The 15,523-nt window shown below is 34.9% G+C and carries 15 protein-coding genes; 8 read left to right on the top strand and 7 right to left on the bottom strand.

What is annotated here, in order from left to right:
- Positions 1 to 165: 165 nt before the first annotated feature.
- The 7 genes from ACWNMZ_RS06700 to ACWNMZ_RS06670 all read left to right on the top strand — a co-directional run bounded on the left by ACWNMZ_RS06700 (position 166) and on the right by ACWNMZ_RS06670 (position 7,907).
- Complete coding sequence (locus tag ACWNMZ_RS06700) at positions 166 to 1,551, top strand: YheC/YheD family endospore coat-associated protein (protein ID WP_031535659.1); 1,386 nt, start codon at positions 166 to 168, stop codon at positions 1,549 to 1,551.
- Positions 1,544 to 2,644 carry a YheC/YheD family endospore coat-associated protein gene (locus ACWNMZ_RS06695; RefSeq protein WP_449598431.1) on the top strand — a complete coding sequence of 367 codons (1,101 nt, stop codon included), beginning with the start codon at positions 1,544 to 1,546 and terminating at the stop codon, positions 2,642 to 2,644. The genes ACWNMZ_RS06700 and ACWNMZ_RS06695 overlap by 8 nt, the downstream gene beginning before the upstream one ends.
- A complete protein-coding gene (locus ACWNMZ_RS06690) occupies positions 2,610 to 3,974 on the top strand; it encodes a YheC/YheD family endospore coat-associated protein (RefSeq protein ID WP_449598429.1) in 1,365 nt (454 codons plus the stop codon). The genes ACWNMZ_RS06695 and ACWNMZ_RS06690 overlap by 35 nt, the downstream gene beginning before the upstream one ends.
- On the top strand, positions 3,971 to 5,164 hold the full coding sequence (locus tag ACWNMZ_RS06685; protein ID WP_251628395.1) for a YheC/YheD family endospore coat-associated protein: 1,194 nt from the start codon (positions 3,971 to 3,973) through the stop codon (positions 5,162 to 5,164). The genes ACWNMZ_RS06690 and ACWNMZ_RS06685 overlap by 4 nt, the downstream gene beginning before the upstream one ends.
- Before the next feature lie 31 nt (positions 5,165 to 5,195).
- A complete protein-coding gene (locus ACWNMZ_RS06680; protein WP_235251749.1) occupies positions 5,196 to 5,372 on the top strand; it encodes a hypothetical protein in 177 nt (58 codons plus the stop codon).
- Positions 5,373 to 5,674: 302 nt separating this feature from the next.
- Positions 5,675 to 6,577 carry a PucR family transcriptional regulator gene (locus ACWNMZ_RS06675; protein ID WP_235251750.1) on the top strand — a complete coding sequence of 301 codons (903 nt, stop codon included), beginning with the start codon at positions 5,675 to 5,677 and terminating at the stop codon, positions 6,575 to 6,577.
- Positions 6,578 to 6,809: 232 nt separating this feature from the next.
- Entirely contained in the window at positions 6,810 to 7,907 is a 1,098-nt protein-coding gene (locus ACWNMZ_RS06670; RefSeq protein WP_031535670.1) for an ABC transporter ATP-binding protein, read from the top strand.
- 79 nt (positions 7,908 to 7,986) lie between these two features.
- On the opposite strand, the gene ACWNMZ_RS06665 is transcribed toward ACWNMZ_RS06670, so the two are convergent.
- Positions 7,987 to 8,229: a hypothetical protein gene (locus tag ACWNMZ_RS06665; RefSeq protein ID WP_231512503.1), complete on the bottom strand. Its 243-nt coding sequence runs from the start codon at positions 8,227 to 8,229 to the stop codon at positions 7,987 to 7,989.
- A gap of 68 nt (positions 8,230 to 8,297) precedes the next feature.
- Complete coding sequence (locus ACWNMZ_RS06660) at positions 8,298 to 8,453, bottom strand: hypothetical protein (RefSeq protein WP_449598426.1); 156 nt, start codon at positions 8,451 to 8,453, stop codon at positions 8,298 to 8,300.
- 102 nt (positions 8,454 to 8,555) lie between these two features.
- Between ACWNMZ_RS06660 and ACWNMZ_RS06655 the strand changes: the two genes are divergently transcribed.
- Positions 8,556 to 8,759, top strand: coding sequence for an alpha/beta-type small acid-soluble spore protein (locus ACWNMZ_RS06655; protein ID WP_031535675.1), 204 nt, complete (start codon positions 8,556 to 8,558; stop codon positions 8,757 to 8,759).
- 70 nt (positions 8,760 to 8,829) lie between these two features.
- Here ACWNMZ_RS06655 and ACWNMZ_RS06650 read toward each other — a convergent pair whose 3' ends face one another.
- From ACWNMZ_RS06650 to ACWNMZ_RS06630, 5 genes are all read right to left on the bottom strand, one after another.
- Positions 8,830 to 10,842 (bottom strand): ABC transporter ATP-binding protein, encoded by a 2,013-nt coding sequence (locus tag ACWNMZ_RS06650; RefSeq protein ID WP_031535677.1) that lies wholly within the window; start codon positions 10,840 to 10,842, stop codon positions 8,830 to 8,832.
- The gene (locus ACWNMZ_RS06645) at positions 10,839 to 12,599 is read right to left on the bottom strand and encodes an ABC transporter ATP-binding protein (RefSeq protein ID WP_235251752.1); all 1,761 of its coding nucleotides are present in this window, start codon (positions 12,597 to 12,599) and stop codon (positions 10,839 to 10,841) included. Before ACWNMZ_RS06645 ends, ACWNMZ_RS06650 begins: the two co-directional genes overlap by 4 nt.
- Before the next feature lie 428 nt (positions 12,600 to 13,027).
- Complete coding sequence (locus ACWNMZ_RS06640; RefSeq protein ID WP_031535681.1) at positions 13,028 to 14,317, bottom strand: MFS transporter; 1,290 nt, start codon at positions 14,315 to 14,317, stop codon at positions 13,028 to 13,030.
- Between the two features lie 487 nt (positions 14,318 to 14,804).
- Positions 14,805 to 15,257, bottom strand: a complete 453-nt coding sequence (locus ACWNMZ_RS06635; protein ID WP_031535683.1) for a helix-turn-helix transcriptional regulator — start codon at positions 15,255 to 15,257, stop codon at positions 14,805 to 14,807.
- A 103-nt stretch (positions 15,258 to 15,360) separates the two neighbouring features.
- Positions 15,361 to 15,516 (bottom strand): FeoB-associated Cys-rich membrane protein, encoded by a 156-nt coding sequence (locus ACWNMZ_RS06630; protein WP_081836553.1) that lies wholly within the window; start codon positions 15,514 to 15,516, stop codon positions 15,361 to 15,363.
- Positions 15,517 to 15,523 lie beyond the last annotated feature (7 nt).

Here is a 15,523-nt window from a genome sequence, read left to right as displayed (position 1 = left end):
TATAGGAAAAGTATCTATGCCTGTATCAGCTTTGAGCTTGAGCCAGTGAAATCTTTTTTCAAAGTTATCACAACTTAGCTATATTTTCATACGATATATCAGCACCAAAATAGGCGAATGTCAGTATCGCTCTTCCTAAATTGAAAAAACAAATGGGGAATCTGAATGACACTTAAATTTTTGCAACTATTTAAAAAAGACGATTTTCAAGAAGCTTTAGATGGATTATCTATAGCTATCAGTCCCTCTTTGCTAAAATTTTTAAACATAAATTTGAATGAGCCTGTGTATGTATGTCTAGCTAAAAGGAATGTTCAAGTTGCAGTTCAAACACATTCTCTTGAAAAGCAAGATATTGTGTTTAGTACTGATTTAGAAAAGAGTTTACTACTTCCAAAGGAAATCGATACTTTTCTCATCCCATATTTTAACAAAAATCAATTAATCCATTTAGGCCCAGTGATTGGCATATTAACAGAAATTAACGATGATAAGAAAGAAATCATATTTCCTAGCATTCAACATTTATGCAAGGAATTAACAGAAGAATTAACTCAAATAGGTGGATTCTTTTATCTTTTTGGACTACAAAATGTTCAAGAGGATAAAATGAACGGATATTTTTTTCATCATAACACTTGGAATAGGCTGGACTTCCCTTATCCTCATGTTATTTATAACCGGCTTCACTCTCGAAAAGCAGATTCTAGCACCGCCTTTTTAAAGCTTAAAAAATTACTTGAGGAAAAAGATATTCCTATTTTCAATAGCAGATTTTTTTCAAAAGATGAAACCTATCAACTTCTAAACAAAAGTGCAACAATGCATGAACATTTACCTGTAACAAAGGAACTCACCTATCAAAATTTTATCTCCATGCTAACATTCCCACTTCTTTATGTTAAACCAGTTCATGGTAGCCAAGGTAGAAATATCATTCATATTGAACACTTAAACAATGGATTTTCTGCAACTATTTCTTCTGGAAAAAGAAAAGGGATAACTAAACTATTTTCAGATGAAGAAAAGCTATGGAAATGGCTAGAAGGTTATGCCAAGCGAAGAAGCTATATATGTCAGCAAGGAATTGATTTTTTCAAATCAAATGGGCGCTCTCTTGACTTCCGTATTCTTTGTCATAAAAATTACCAAGGCAACTGGAGCATTACCTCCATTGTTGCAAGAATTGCTCAAAAAAATGCGATCGTTGCAAATTTGGCCCAAGGTGCAGAAATGAAGCCAGCAAAAGTCGTGTTACATGAATTACTGACTACAGAAAAAGCAGTACAGAAAATAGAAGAGTTAAAAGCATTAGCTTTAGAGATAGCAGCTATCCTTAGTGAAAATACAGATGGATACTTAGGAGAATTAGGTATCGATATTGGTATGGATAAACAAGGTCATCTGTGGGTTATCGAAGTAAATTCCAAACCTTCTAAGAAATTAGAAGAACATATTGAAAAAACAAGGCCATCTACGAAAGCTTTGCTTGAATATTTTATTGCACTTTCCTTTTCCCCTTGTTTAAAGGAGATATCAGAAGATGAATAAATTTGGAATTATGTCATTATCCTTAGAGCATGAAAACAAATACATTCACGAAATAGCAAAATATGGACGCGATTATCATTTAACGATCTATCATTTTGTCCCATCCACCTATCATCCCTTTACACATACTGTAAAAGGAAAAGAATATATGCCAGACTCAGATACTTGGATAGAATCAGAATTCCCAGTTCCTACTATTCTATATGATCGTTGTTTTTATCATGATGATTCTCATTCTATCCAATGCAAAAATATTATTCAATGGCTAAAAAAACAGCCTAATATCACCTTTATCGGCAATGGATTACCAAATAAATGGCAACTATATCAAGTATTGCGCGAATCAAAGCTTGCAGCATATCTTCCAGAAACATTTCTCTTACAAGCAGCAAATCAAGTTAATTTTCAGAGCTTAAATCCAATAATCATAAAACCGATAAACGGCTCCCAAGGAAATGGACTATTTTTTATCAAGAAACAAAAAGAAGGTATATTGGTAAAAACGGATAAAAAAGATAAAACCGTAGAAAAGTTATTTTCTGATCGGATAACTTTTAATAAATGGCTTAATCAGCTTTTAAAAAGAAATGCTTATTTAATGCAAGCATATCTTCCACTGTCAAACAAAGACGAACAACCATTTGATATTCGTGCTCTTATGCAAAAAAACGTGAAAGAAGAATGGGAAGTCGTTGAGAAAGGAGTCCGTATTGGGGAAAAAGGGAGAATCATCTCAAATTTAAGTGCTGGTGCATCGATTGTTGCCTTTGATGATTGGTTTTTGTCCATTCACATTAAATTAAAAAGCTTTCTTAAACAGGAAATAGAGGAAATATTTTCACTCCTTCCTTCCATATTAGAAAGTTCTTTATCTCCATTATTTGAAATCGGCGTAGATATTGGTATTACCCCAAATGGCTCCTTATGGATTCTTGATGTAAATTCAAAGCCAGGAAGAAAAGTAATCACGACAGCCTATCCTCATCTAAGCGAGAAACTCTATAAAGCTCCTGTCCTTTATGCTGCTAAATTAGCTGATGATAAAAGGAGGAATCTGGATGAAAAAGCTATATCCTATCGAAATAATAACTGATAGCGAAAATACAGTCTACTTACCATCTGACTTTGATAGGAACACAGATTTAAAAATACTTGCATTTGGCACTGCAAGTAAGGAAGCAACGATTAAAAAACAGAATAAATCAAGAAATACGGTGGGAATTAGTTCCGATCTTTTTAATGACTTGCATTTCCCATCGTCCACTTCTAATATTCATTTATTTGCGGTTGATAAGACGTTATACGTAGGTCCACTACTAGGAATATTCACATCCGGATTTTCAACCATAAAAGTGCGTCCAATCGGAGATCGTTCCATTTTATTTTCAAAGCTTCTTTCTGTGCAAAAAACAGTTGGTGTCATCGCCTTCCTATTTGGGGAGCAACATGTTAATTGGGATACTGGTACCATTAATGGACTATTTTATGAGGATGGCTGGAAATCAGTAGAGGTTCCTTTCCCAAATGTTATTTATGACCGCATACCTAATCGTAGAATTGAAAACTTAAACAAAATTCAAGCCGTTAAAAACAGATTGCAACAGGAATATTCGATTCCCTGGTATAATCCAGGCTTCTTTAATAAATTGGATATTTATGAAAGATTACTGCAAGATGATAATATTTCCGATTATTTGCCAGAGACCCATGCACTCACTAATTTTTCTGTTATCGAAAGAATGCTCTCAAACTTTGGCAATGTCTATATTAAACCAAAAAACGGGAGTCTTGGAAAAGGGATCTACCAGCTATTGTATGATAAAAAAGATGGCTATTACTACACCCGCTTTAAAGATATAGACCAAGGTAATCGGCTCATGAAATTTGACCATTTAGAAGCATTAATGAATCATTTATTCGATAAGCAAAACTTATCTCATTATATCGTTCAACAAGGCATTCACTTAATTCGTTCGGAAAATAAGTCAGTCGATTTTCGAATTCATACAAATAAAAATAAAGATGGACAATGGGAAATGACTGCAATTGCAGCAAAAATTGCTGGTCCAGGAAGTGTAACTACACATCTTAATAATGGAGGAATAGTTAAAGCAATGGATGAATTAGCGGATACAGATTTAAAAAGCGAAGAAATGATAAATAAACTTACTAAAGCATCCTTGCAAATCAGTAAAGCTCTAGAAAAGCAGATGGAAGGATATATTGGCGAAATCGGATTCGATTTAGGGTTGGATCGCAAAGGGCGTGTCTGGTTATTTGAGGCGAACGCTAAACCTGGAAGAAGCATCTTTAAACATCCCTCTCTAAAAAAATTCGATCTGGAAACACGCCGAAAATCCCTAGAGTACGCAGTCTTTCTAATGGAACAAAGCATCCTTAGTCTAGAGGATATTTATCAATGAATATTTATTATGATTCCGAAAAAGAATGTTGGTATACAGATTCAACAAAAAATTACTTTTTTGGATCATCTAAAACGCGATTATCTTTCGCAAAGCCTCCTTCCAATCATGTAGCTTTTCCGATTGTCGAATACCAGAATAAAGTTGGCCCATTAATTGGCATTATGATTGCAAAAAATAAGCAGGACAAATTAATAGGGAATGGTGCGCTTTTTAAGGAGATTCAGAAACAGCTGCAGCTTACAGGCGGGATTGTCGTCATCTTTCCGCCTGAAAATTTACAAAGAGATGAGCTAACAGGTTATATTTTTTGTTCCATTCAAAATAAGTGGCTTAAAGCCATTACACCATTGCCAGACATAGTTTATAACCGAGTCCCATTTCGAAACACAGAAAAGCAAGAGGTCTTCCAAAATGCCGTATCTTTTCTAAAAAAAAATGGAATCCCTTTTTTTAATCCATCCTTTATAAATAAATGGGAACTTTATGAGCTATTTAGCGAGCATCCTTTGTTAAATAGACACATACCAAAAACATCACTTTTAGAGAGACAAGAGGATTTTGTTGCTTTTTTTCATGCATATAAAAAAATCTATTTAAAACCAATTGAGGGATCTAAGGGGAATCATATTTATCGCATAAGGCTAGAAAAAGAGCATTCCATTCAAGTAAGTACAACGAAGGAAACAGCTTTTTTTTCTTCGATAGATGAAGTTTGGAATCAGTATTATCAAGAATGGTCCCAAAAGAAATTTCTTATCCAAGAAGAAATTGACGGAGCATTATATAAAGGAAGCCGCTATGATTTCCGCCTGTTAGTTATGTTTGAAGAAAATCGCTATGTTCTATCAGGAGTTGGCGTAAGACAGGCAAATCAACAAGATGTAACGACTCATATTCCATCAGGCGGAAAACTATTGGCCTATCGTGAAGTAGCACAAAAGGAACATGATCTATTTTTCGAAAAACTAGTCACCCATTGTGGAGAGGTTTTAACAAAAAAATATGGTTTCATAGGTGAATTCTCGATTGATGCTTGTGTAGATAAAGAAGGCAATTATTATCTTTTTGAAGTCAATGCAAAACCAATGTTATTTGATGAAGTAGAGATTGAGGAAAAAAGATGCCAGCAACTAGTAAAGCTTTTTTATACACTAACTAATTTTCCCTCCAAGAATAAAACTAATTAGAAGACTCATCCTAATGGTAGGAGGGATTTTCATGAATAGAGCAAAAAAAGATCTTGAATTTGAAGGCAAGGACAAAGCCTATTTAGATATTGACCGTATGATTAATGAAGGATTAGCTGGCGGTACGGTTTTCAATAGAGAAGAAAATGCTAATATCGAAGAAGCAAGAGAGCTGCCTGAAGAAGAACCACCTTATATAAGTGAATAAACTCATTCAGCATCCCCTTAATTAGTGATTTTATATGAAAGGGGGTGCTTTTTTCTCGGTTAATGTTAGTTTTTATCAGCCAAACTTCGGATTTAACGCCAAAGTTGAAAAGATTTCAGCCAAACTTCGGATTTATCAGCCAATACTGAATCCATTTCAGCCAAACTTCAGATTTTTCAGCCAATACTGAATCCTTTTCAGCCAAACTCTCCCTCCACAAACGCCCCCACTTGCCCCATTTCTATAAAAAGTTATAAAATAAAATTATGATAATGTTTTTACTATTTCGGAGGTAACATCAATTGAAGCATAAAATATTAGCTTATTATAAACATAGCTTGGAGCAATCAACGCCTCCAGCCCCGTCTCAGCTTTCTGATTATCATTGGTTCAAGACTAATTTTCAAGATGATTGGATTGGCATTCTAAAGCAGGAGATCGATGAATCTCAGCTAGAATTATTAAAAGCATGCTATGATTTTTTCGAACCTGATGAAACATTAAAGAAAGAAGAGTATACCTGGAATCAATATCTTTATTTCAATGGAGAAAAGCCTGCTTTTAAAAATGTTGAAACCATACGTTTCATCCAGTTTCAAATTAAAGGAATTTCTGTTTCTCTTGAAAAAAAATTGATTGAGTCTGCCTTTGAAGGATTTATAGATACAAATAGTCTTATTATATGGAATGGCTTAAGTGAAGGTGTGGTCATTGAGCAAAATGCACAATATTTAGAAGAGGAAGATTTACTTGCTCTTGCGCAAGCTTTACAATCCGATTTCTTTTTTTCCATTTGTTTTTATTTAGGAAAAGAAATGAAGCTAAGTAGTCCAATCCCCACAATATTTGGACAAGAAAGAAACTTATTTTCAAAAGGCTTGGCATTTATGCCAAAATCAAATGTACTCAGTATGGAAACGATTCTCCCAAACCTATTAATCAGCCGACTAAGAGAAGACGAACTTCATTTATTTAAAGAATGGTTCTCGATATTTGATGAAGATAAAGAACTTCTGCTGACCATTAAAACATTCATAGAAAACAATGGACACAGCACCAATACAGCCAAACAATTATTTATCCACCGCAATACATTACAATACCGCCTTGATAAATTTACTGAAAAAACAGGATTTGACTTAAAAAATTATCATAGTTACATAACAACCTATCTTGCTTGCTTATATTATACAAGTGGAAGATAGCACTTTTCCAAAGCCATTATTGGCTTTTTTCTTTTGCATCCCCTCTTATTCTCCACCCAAATAAACATTGCCTATAGATTATTTGCTATAAAAACGAGCGAATTCACCTGATTATACAAGTTCTTAGGCATTTTGCTCAAAATTTTGTAAGCGTTTTTCATGCAATTCGCCAATTTGAAAACGGTATCAAAAGTGTTAAAGTATAACTATAAAATAGTAGGGGGAGAACAAAATGGCAGAACTAGTGTTAAAGAATATTTATAAAATTTATGATGAAAAAGTAGAAGCGGTTAAAGATTTTAATTTACACATTCAGGATAAAGAATTTGTCGTATTTGTTGGTCCTTCTGGTTGCGGTAAATCAACAACTCTTCGTATGATTGCAGGTCTTGAAGATATTTCAAAAGGTGATTTCTTTATTGATGAATTACGTGTTAACGATGTTGCTCCAAAAGATCGCGACATTGCGATGGTTTTCCAAAACTATGCACTATATCCACATATGACTGTATATGATAATATGGCATTCGGATTAAAACTTCGTAAATTCCCTAAAGCGGAAATTGAAGAAAGAGTAAATAACGCTGCAAAAATTCTTGGATTAGAAGAATACTTAAAAAGAAAACCAAAAGCATTATCCGGTGGACAACGTCAAAGGGTTGCACTAGGCCGTGCCATTGTTCGTGATGCAAAAGTATTCTTAATGGATGAGCCATTATCAAACTTAGATGCTAAATTACGTGTACAAATGCGTGCTGAAATTTCAAAGCTTCACCAAAGACTACAAACGACTACTATTTATGTAACGCATGACCAAACAGAAGCGATGACAATGGCAACAAGACTTGTTGTTATGAAAGATGGAGTTATCCAACAGGTTGGTGCTCCAAAAGAAGTATACGAAAAACCGGAAAATGTTTTTGTTGGCGGATTTATTGGTTCACCAGCAATGAACTTCTTTGAAGGAAAAGTAGTCGACAATAAAATGGTAATTGGCGATAGTTCTTTCATCATTCCAGAAGGAAAATTAAAAACATTGCGCGAACAAAATTATGTTGGTAAAGAAGTTATCTTCGGTGTTCGTCCAGAAGATATCCATGATGAATTAGTATTTATAAGCAGTTCAGAAAATACAAGCTTTGACGCAAAAGTAGATGTATTTGAATTAACAGGTGCAGAGAGCCTTGTGTACTCTACTCTATCTGGAAAAGAATTTGTTGCTCGCTTAGATTCAAGAGCCGACCTTCAAGCTGGTCAATCGGTTAAATTAGCGTTTGATATGAATAAAGGTCACTTCTTCGATAAAGAAACAGAACTTCGTATTCGTTAATTGCATACTAAAAAAAGGCTTACCTATATATGCTCGGTAAGCTTTTTTACTATTAGATACAATGGTCTCCATATCATTTTTATTCCTTTATTAATAAAATTTCTTCCTGCCCACAATGAGGACACTGTATAAAATGAGGACATAAATGTGCAGATAAATCTTGATAGCCATCTTCTAACTTCATCTGATCAATTGGCATATATGCACTATAGTCATCATAATAGTCCATCACTCTCCCCCTGTCTTCCACTTGATATCCACAGTTAGTACAAGGCTTTTCTAAGCTTTCCATCCCATTACAAATCGGACATATTGAGCCCACTTTATATTCACCTTCCTTTTTTCCACAATCCGGAGACATTAAGTAGTGCCTTAAAGAGAAAATGCACTTTATTCTGCCTTTAGTTTCTGTATTGAAATAGAAACTATCCAACTGTTGTAAAAGGAATTAATTTCCTCCATTTTTTGTTGAATAAGAACAAGAAATCCATCCATAATAATAGTACAAGCAACAACCAAGGCAACAACTAACCAGCAAAATGCCATATCTATTAATGGGTTACACCTAGTGGTAGTAAGAATTCTCTTACAACTGGTGCAATTCCAGTTAACCCAACCAAAAAAACAACTAGAAGGAGCTGGAACACAATGGCAAACAACAATTCTTCAAATCAACTATTAGTACCAGGAGTATCTCAAGCTCTAGACCAAATGAAATACGAAATTGCATCTGAATTCGGTGTAAACCTAGGTGCAGAAACTACTTCTCGCGCTAACGGATCTGTTGGTGGAGAAATTACAAAACGCTTAGTACAAATGGCTGAAAAGCAACTAGGTGGATTTCAAGGCTAATAACAATTTAATATAATGGCTAAAGCCCTCCTACATTTAGGAGGGCTTGCTTATGAAGAGAAATTATCCATTATCCTGCTAAACTCTCCCCTTGCTGCAACTGATACATATGATAATATTTTCCTTTTAATCCCATCAATTCATCATGATTGCCTTTTTCGATGATTTCTCCATGATCAAGTACGATAATTTGATCAGCATTCCGAATCGTTGATAGTCGATGGGCAATGATAAAGGTCGTTCTGCCTTCCTTTAGTACTTCCATCGCATGTTGAATGATTTGTTCTGTTTCCGTATCAATACTGCTTGTTGCTTCATCTAAAATAAGAATCGCTGGATCAAAAGCAAGCGCTCTGGCAAAGGAAATTAGCTGTCTTTGCCCACTAGAAAGCGTACTTCCCTTTTCAATTACTGGCTCATCGTATCCCTTTTCTAAATGCTTTAATACCCTATCTGCACCTACATCCTTTAATGCTTTCTCCACGGTTGCCCTTGATATGGATGGGTCATTTAACGTTACATTTGAGGCGATTGTTCCAGTAAAGAGGAACGGATCTTGAAGAACAATTCCCATATATTTACGAAGATCTTGCTTGGAAATAGACATGATATCTTTTCCATCTATCGTAATCTTCCCTGATTGAATATCATAGAACCGGAATAATAGATTCATAATAGAGCTTTTTCCAGATCCAGTATGACCTACTAATGCGACTGTTTCTCCTTGCTTTGCTTCAAAAGAGATATTTTTCAATACATAATCATTATCTTTATAGGCAAAGTTTACTTGATCAAACGTTACATTCCCTTTATAGCGTCCTAGTGTAACATCCTTCACATCAATTCCATCTTCATCTAATAATTCAAATACTCGTTCCCCTGCAACAAGAGCTTGCTCTAAATTAGCCAATTGATTGACAATCCCTTGTACCGGCTGAAAAAGACGATTAATATAATCAACAAATGCATAGAGCATCCCAAGAGAAAGAGCCGTTGTTGCTGTTAAAGATTGACCTGCAATATACCAAATAAACACGACAAATACTATGTTTCTTAATACATTCACCAAATTATGGGAGGTAAGACTATTTAAATGGAGCATCTTATTTTGAAAGCGAAAATGCTCCTTATTTAAATCCTCAAATTCTTCCCTTGTTTGCTTTTCTTTGCCAAAGGCTTGAATGATATGCATTCCTTGAATAGATTCGTTCACCATTCCATTAATATCACTAATTTTTGCACGAATCACATGATTATATCTAGACGCAAATTTGCGGTAGCCAATCATCCATATATATAAAATGGGAAGAAGAATTAAACATATCGCTGCAAGAGGCGGATTCAAAATAAACAGGGCAATATAAATTCCGATAATGTTAATTCCACTTGAAAAGAAATTCGAGAGTACTGTTACATATAGCTCCCTAATTGCCTCTGTGTCATTTGTTACTCTGGCAACTACTTTACCAGCAGGAAGATTATCAAAATATTTGATCGGCAACCGCTGAATTTGCGCAAATACGTCTTCCCGCATTTTTTGAATAATTCGGTTTGCTGACTTTTGTAATAAATAATGCTGGCCGTATTGGAATATGGCAGAAATAATAACTAATCCAAAATAAAAAGATAAAAGCTTTAAAATAGGCATAATTTCTGGCTTATAAAAATCAAATACTTCCGTTCGAGTTAAAGCAGTAGCGGGATAGGTTGCCATTTCTCCCTCTCTGCTGATTGTCAGTGTGCCATTCGCAAATTGTCGACTTCCATCAAAGGAAATAGTGCCATCTACAAAAAGAAATTGTCTTCCAACCTGAAGAATTCTAGCTTCTGCAAGCATTTCTTCATCTAAATCAAGGTATTCAGCTTTTTTGTAAAAATTCCCGTTATATTCTACTGCATCGCTAGTTGGTTCTGTTTGATACCAAAGGGATTCAATCCCTGTTATATGATCATCAATTACTTTTTTTGCAACAAACGGTCCTGCAAGGTCGGCGATAACAGCAATTGTCAGCATGAGTAGCGCAGTAAGAATTATTCCTTTAAAGCTCCATGCATATCGAAATAAACGTTGTCCAGTAGTCATGCTTGCACCTCCACTTCTTCAGATTCTGCTTTCGTCTGTTGCGTAATATATTGTTCTTTGTACCAGCCATTCAAATCCATTAGCTCATCATGTGTTCCATGCTCTATGATATAACCATCTTCCATTACGATAATATGGTCAGCATGTTGCACAGCTGTCATACGATGTGTTGTAATAATCGTTGTTTTTGCTTGGCGTTCCTGCTTTATATTCGAAATAATCTTTTGCTCCGTTTTTGCATCTACCGCTGATAAAGAATCATCTAATATTAAAATTTCCGGCTTACGGATAAGGGCTCTGGCAATCGAAATACGCTGTTTTTGCCCGCCAGACAATGCGACTCCTTTTTCCCCAACAAGTGTCATTAACCCTTCTGGAAGCATATCAATATCCTGTTTAAAAGAGGCAAGGCTAATTGCTTCCTCCAATTCTTTTTCCGTAGCATTTTCTTTTCCAAATAAGATATTCTCTTTCACTGTTTTTGAAAAAAGAACATGATCTTGGGGAACATAGCCAATCCAACCTCTTAACGTATGTAAATCGATCGAATCAATGCTATTCCCGTTAATCTCAAGCTTCCCTTCCCCTTTTGGATATTCTCTAAGGAGCTGCTTTATAATTGTCGTTTTCCCACTTCCTGTTTTACCAACAATCCCAACGGTTTCTCCTCTTCTGATGGTTAAATAAATATCACGAAGATTTTCTTGTTTAGATGATGGGTATTGAAATTGCACATCCTTTAACTGGATAATTTCTGGAACACCCAATCCATTTCCACTTCCCGAACTGATGACGTCCGCTTTGTAGCTTAATGTTTCCTGCACCCGATCTAAAGAAGCATTTCCGCGCTGCATGATATTCATTAATTCCCCCACTGCAAACATTGGCCAAACAATCATTCCTAAATACACATTAAATGTAACAAGCTGCCCAATTGTTAACTGTTGCTGGAATACTAGATAAGCTCCATAGCCAAGGCCAATTAAATAACTTAATCCAACAAGAATCCGTATAGTAGGGTCGAATAAAGAATCTATTTTAGCAACACGTAAGTTCTTTTTGAACACATCTTCTGTGAAATGATGAAATTGTTTTTCTTCTTCTTTTTCTAAAACATATGCACGAATCACGCGTACTCCTGAAACAGACTGCAAGACACTATCATTCATATCACCAAAAGCATCCTGTGCTTCCATAAACCGCTTATGGATTCTTTCCCCATATATTTTCATGATTACTGCCATAATAGGAAGTGGAAGAATCGCTGCAAGTGTTAATTTCCAGCTTACTGTTATGATCATCGTAATTAAAATTGTCAGCATAAATACTGTGGAATCGACCAATGTTAAAATACCAAACCCCGCAGTAACCGACACTGCTTTTAAATCATTCGTTGCTCTTGCCATTAAATCTCCGGTTTTATTTTTTTCAAAAAAGGTTGGCGTCATTTTTAATAGGTGATTCATAAATTTGCTTCTAAGTTTCAATTCTAAGATATTTGCTCCACCAAATAACTTATACATCCAAAAATAGGTGATGATATACGTACTGATTGTGATTCCTGATACAACAAGTATATACATCATTGTTTTATTGGTCGTTAGTGTTCCAATCGTTAGTTCATCGATAAACAATCCTAAAATTCTTGGTGGCAATACCTCAATAAAGCCAACAATAATTAACAGAATTATAGCTATCGTATAACTTTTCCAATGCTCTTTAAAAAACCATTTTAATTTAAAAAATATCGAAAACATTCACTCATCCCCTGTCTCTCTTCTTTGCTGACTAGCCACTTTCTAAATCCTTTAACTCATTTCTCGCCTCTTTTACTGATACAATCATCGACTTTTCCTCCTTTACTATTCATTAGAAAATAAACGCTTTGCCCTTTTTCGCATTCCATATTTTCCCACAAAAAAAGAGACAGACCGCAACCATGCGACCCATCTCTAGATGATAGAAAAATACACAGGTTACCTATAATGGCAACCAGCTTTTTTTTTGCAAAAAATTATCGATAAGAAAGAAGAAGGTTACCAATGTATGAAGTTTTAATGGAGTAATATCTATTTAATCTTTTCATCAGTAACCATCCTTTCTCTACATTTATTTTCCAATATAAATGAGATTAACACGTAGTTTTTATAAAGTCAATTGCAAATATTTCGAAAATCAAAAGAATTTAATAATTTAGTTGAACCTCTTTTTTCCCAGCTAACTTTTCTTTTGCTTCCTTTTCTCTTGCTAATCTTGGCAATACTAAACTGTAATAGCCACCAACAATAAGAAAACATGTGCCCACAAACCAATAAATTATCTCTATAGAAAACCATTTAGGATAGCCGATTGAAATAATCCCAAGCGTAATGGACTGTGACAGCATCATTAGCGGGGTAATCCAGCCTTGTACCCTTCCCATCATTTTCGGCTCTATAATGGTTGGCATCCATCCACCAATTGCAATATTAATCATCGGTAACCCCAATGCTAATAAGAAACAAATCGTTAAAAAGAATAGGACATTTGTGGCATATGACGCTAGAATTGTCATAACAGCAATATAAAATGCTCCGATTATAATCAGCTTAAATAATTTTACCTTTTGGGTAAGAAGAGAAGAAAGGAAGCTTCCAATCATTACTCCTGCACCAAAGACAATTCCCAAATAAATTGATACTTGTTCATAATTATCAGGAGCTAATTTATATTTCAAAATAAATACTTGCATCACACTAAATCCACCATTTACAACCCCAAATGCAATAAATCCATAAATTAATGCTAATAATAATATATTAGAGAGTATGTACTTTAGACCAATCATAAAGTCACTCCATATAAATTGAATATTTAAGTCTTTTAACGAGTGGGTGCCATTTGGTTGTCGAATTTCTTCACTCAGCTTCATTGACTTAATGAGAAGCCCACTTATCGTTAAAGTAACAACATCAACTACTATCGCTCCATAAATCCCCAATGTCCAATATACGAATATACCAATCGCATTACCGAATAGCATAAAGACACTATTAATGAATTGATTAAGTCCTGCTGCGGTTGTATAGTCCTCTTTTCTTAATACCCCTTGAAGAATGCCTTGTTCTGCAGGAAAAAAGAATTTCTGAACAGCACTTCGAATAAATAAAGTGAGAAAGATAAGTGGCATCCAGCCAGTGGAAACTGCCCCTAATAAGCATAGAGACATGGCTGCTGCTATCATCTCACAATGGTAAGCAATCTTCTGGCGATCTAGTCGATCTGCCACTACTCCAACAAGAAAAAACACGGCTAGCGTTGGCAAGGAAAACATTAATTCCGTTATCGTGGCATAAGATGGCTGCTCTGAGAAACGATCAAGAATATAAAACATGAAAGCTGTTAAACCAATAACACTCCCCATTTGTGATGTGACATTGGCTATAAATAGTCTGGTAAAGCTCGCATTTTTAAAAATTTCTGTAAATTTATTCATTTCTTATCCCTCATCCTTTAGTTGATGAGTTTATTCTATCTTTCTTCCTATAGATAATGAACATTCATGCGATGGTTTCTCTTTCCGTCTATAGACGGAAAGAAATTCCATTATTAAGTCTGATATCAGATTGTTTTCTTTATGAAAGGGAGCCAGGCTCTTTGAATGTAATGAAAATATACTTTGCCAGATGTCTCTTTTTCGTTTAATTGAGGCTTTTATGGTTACTGAGATGCTCTCTCTTTACCTTTTCCTCTTGAAAGATGCTCTTATAGACACGGATGCTAACGCTTAAACCTGTATAGCATTTCAATCTATGTTTTCCTTTGTTGTTTTTCCTCACCGCATGGACCCATTCAATCATTTCATTTTAAGATTTATAAGTGATTTTCTAATAAAGTAGCACAAAAATAGGCTGCCCTTATTAAATTATTAGTCTTTTTCAATAAAAACTAACACTCATAGGACAGCCTAATTTATGCATGATTTATTCGCCGTTAAGTTCCTTAAAACGATCTTTTGATTCTTTTTCTTCAAAGCTAGAGAAGATTCGAAAATGGTCCTCGTCAATAATTCGAAAATGCTGACTTATAATATTTTGTTGTAGAATAAATCCATTCTTTTTTTCTACTTCTCTCCACCATACTTTTCCACCAAGGGTTTTCTCTTTTCGATAATCCATTCCATCTCGAGCAACTGTTTCTAATACCTCTAATGGCTCATTACCAAATAAAAAGCGAACCGTTTCTGTCTCTCTAAAAAGTGCGCAAACTGCTACTACAGTAGACCAACCTGCGTATAGTCTGCCTTTCTCAATTTGCACTAATGTCTTTTTTGATAAACCAATAACCTCAGCCATCTTATCTTGGGTATATCCCGCTTCTGTGCGTATTAATCTCATCTTTTCCGATACACTCTCAATAATTTCTTCTCTAGTCAAAGTTTCTTCATTCCCTTATTAGTTATGTGTAATTTTACACCATCATTAATATTATAAGCTTCCTTTGCATAAATATCAATTTAAAACTATGAGATGCCCTAAATTAATTATTTTTGTTCAATGCTTCACATTTTTGTTCGCAAGCTTTCTGTAAGGAACACGCTGCACATCTTCCCTTTTTCGATTGTTGAATGTGACGGTATAACCCATAACTTGCGTAACTAAAAATCAGAAATCCGAGTAAAATGCTGATCAACATTCTATTC

The sequence above is a fragment of the Niallia sp. Marseille-Q9988 genome, from assembly GCF_976954375.1.
This window is presented reverse-complemented; position numbering and strand designations above follow the sequence as displayed.

Coding starts and splice junctions, on each gene's coding strand:
- ACWNMZ_RS06670 (WP_031535670.1), top strand. CDS start 6,810: ATGGCAGAACTAGTGTTAAAGAATATTTATAAAATTTATGATGAAAAA.
- ACWNMZ_RS06690 (WP_449598429.1), top strand. CDS start 2,610: ATGAAAAAGCTATATCCTATCGAAATAATAACTGATAGCGAAAATACA.
- ACWNMZ_RS06650 (WP_031535677.1), bottom strand. CDS start 10,842: ATGACTACTGGACAACGTTTATTTCGATATGCATGGAGCTTTAAAGGA.
- ACWNMZ_RS06655 (WP_031535675.1), top strand. CDS start 8,556: ATGGCAAACAACAATTCTTCAAATCAACTATTAGTACCAGGAGTATCT.
- ACWNMZ_RS06680 (WP_235251749.1), top strand. CDS start 5,196: ATGAATAGAGCAAAAAAAGATCTTGAATTTGAAGGCAAGGACAAAGCC.
- ACWNMZ_RS06640 (WP_031535681.1), bottom strand. CDS start 14,317: ATGAATAAATTTACAGAAATTTTTAAAAATGCGAGCTTTACCAGACTA.
- ACWNMZ_RS06645 (WP_235251752.1), bottom strand. CDS start 12,599: ATGTTTTCGATATTTTTTAAATTAAAATGGTTTTTTAAAGAGCATTGG.
- ACWNMZ_RS06630 (WP_081836553.1), bottom strand. CDS start 15,516: ATGTTGATCAGCATTTTACTCGGATTTCTGATTTTTAGTTACGCAAGT.
- ACWNMZ_RS06695 (WP_449598431.1), top strand. CDS start 1,544: ATGAATAAATTTGGAATTATGTCATTATCCTTAGAGCATGAAAACAAA.
- ACWNMZ_RS06685 (WP_251628395.1), top strand. CDS start 3,971: ATGAATATTTATTATGATTCCGAAAAAGAATGTTGGTATACAGATTCA.
- ACWNMZ_RS06700 (WP_031535659.1), top strand. CDS start 166: ATGACACTTAAATTTTTGCAACTATTTAAAAAAGACGATTTTCAAGAA.
- ACWNMZ_RS06660 (WP_449598426.1), bottom strand. CDS start 8,453: ATGGCATTTTGCTGGTTAGTTGTTGCCTTGGTTGTTGCTTGTACTATT.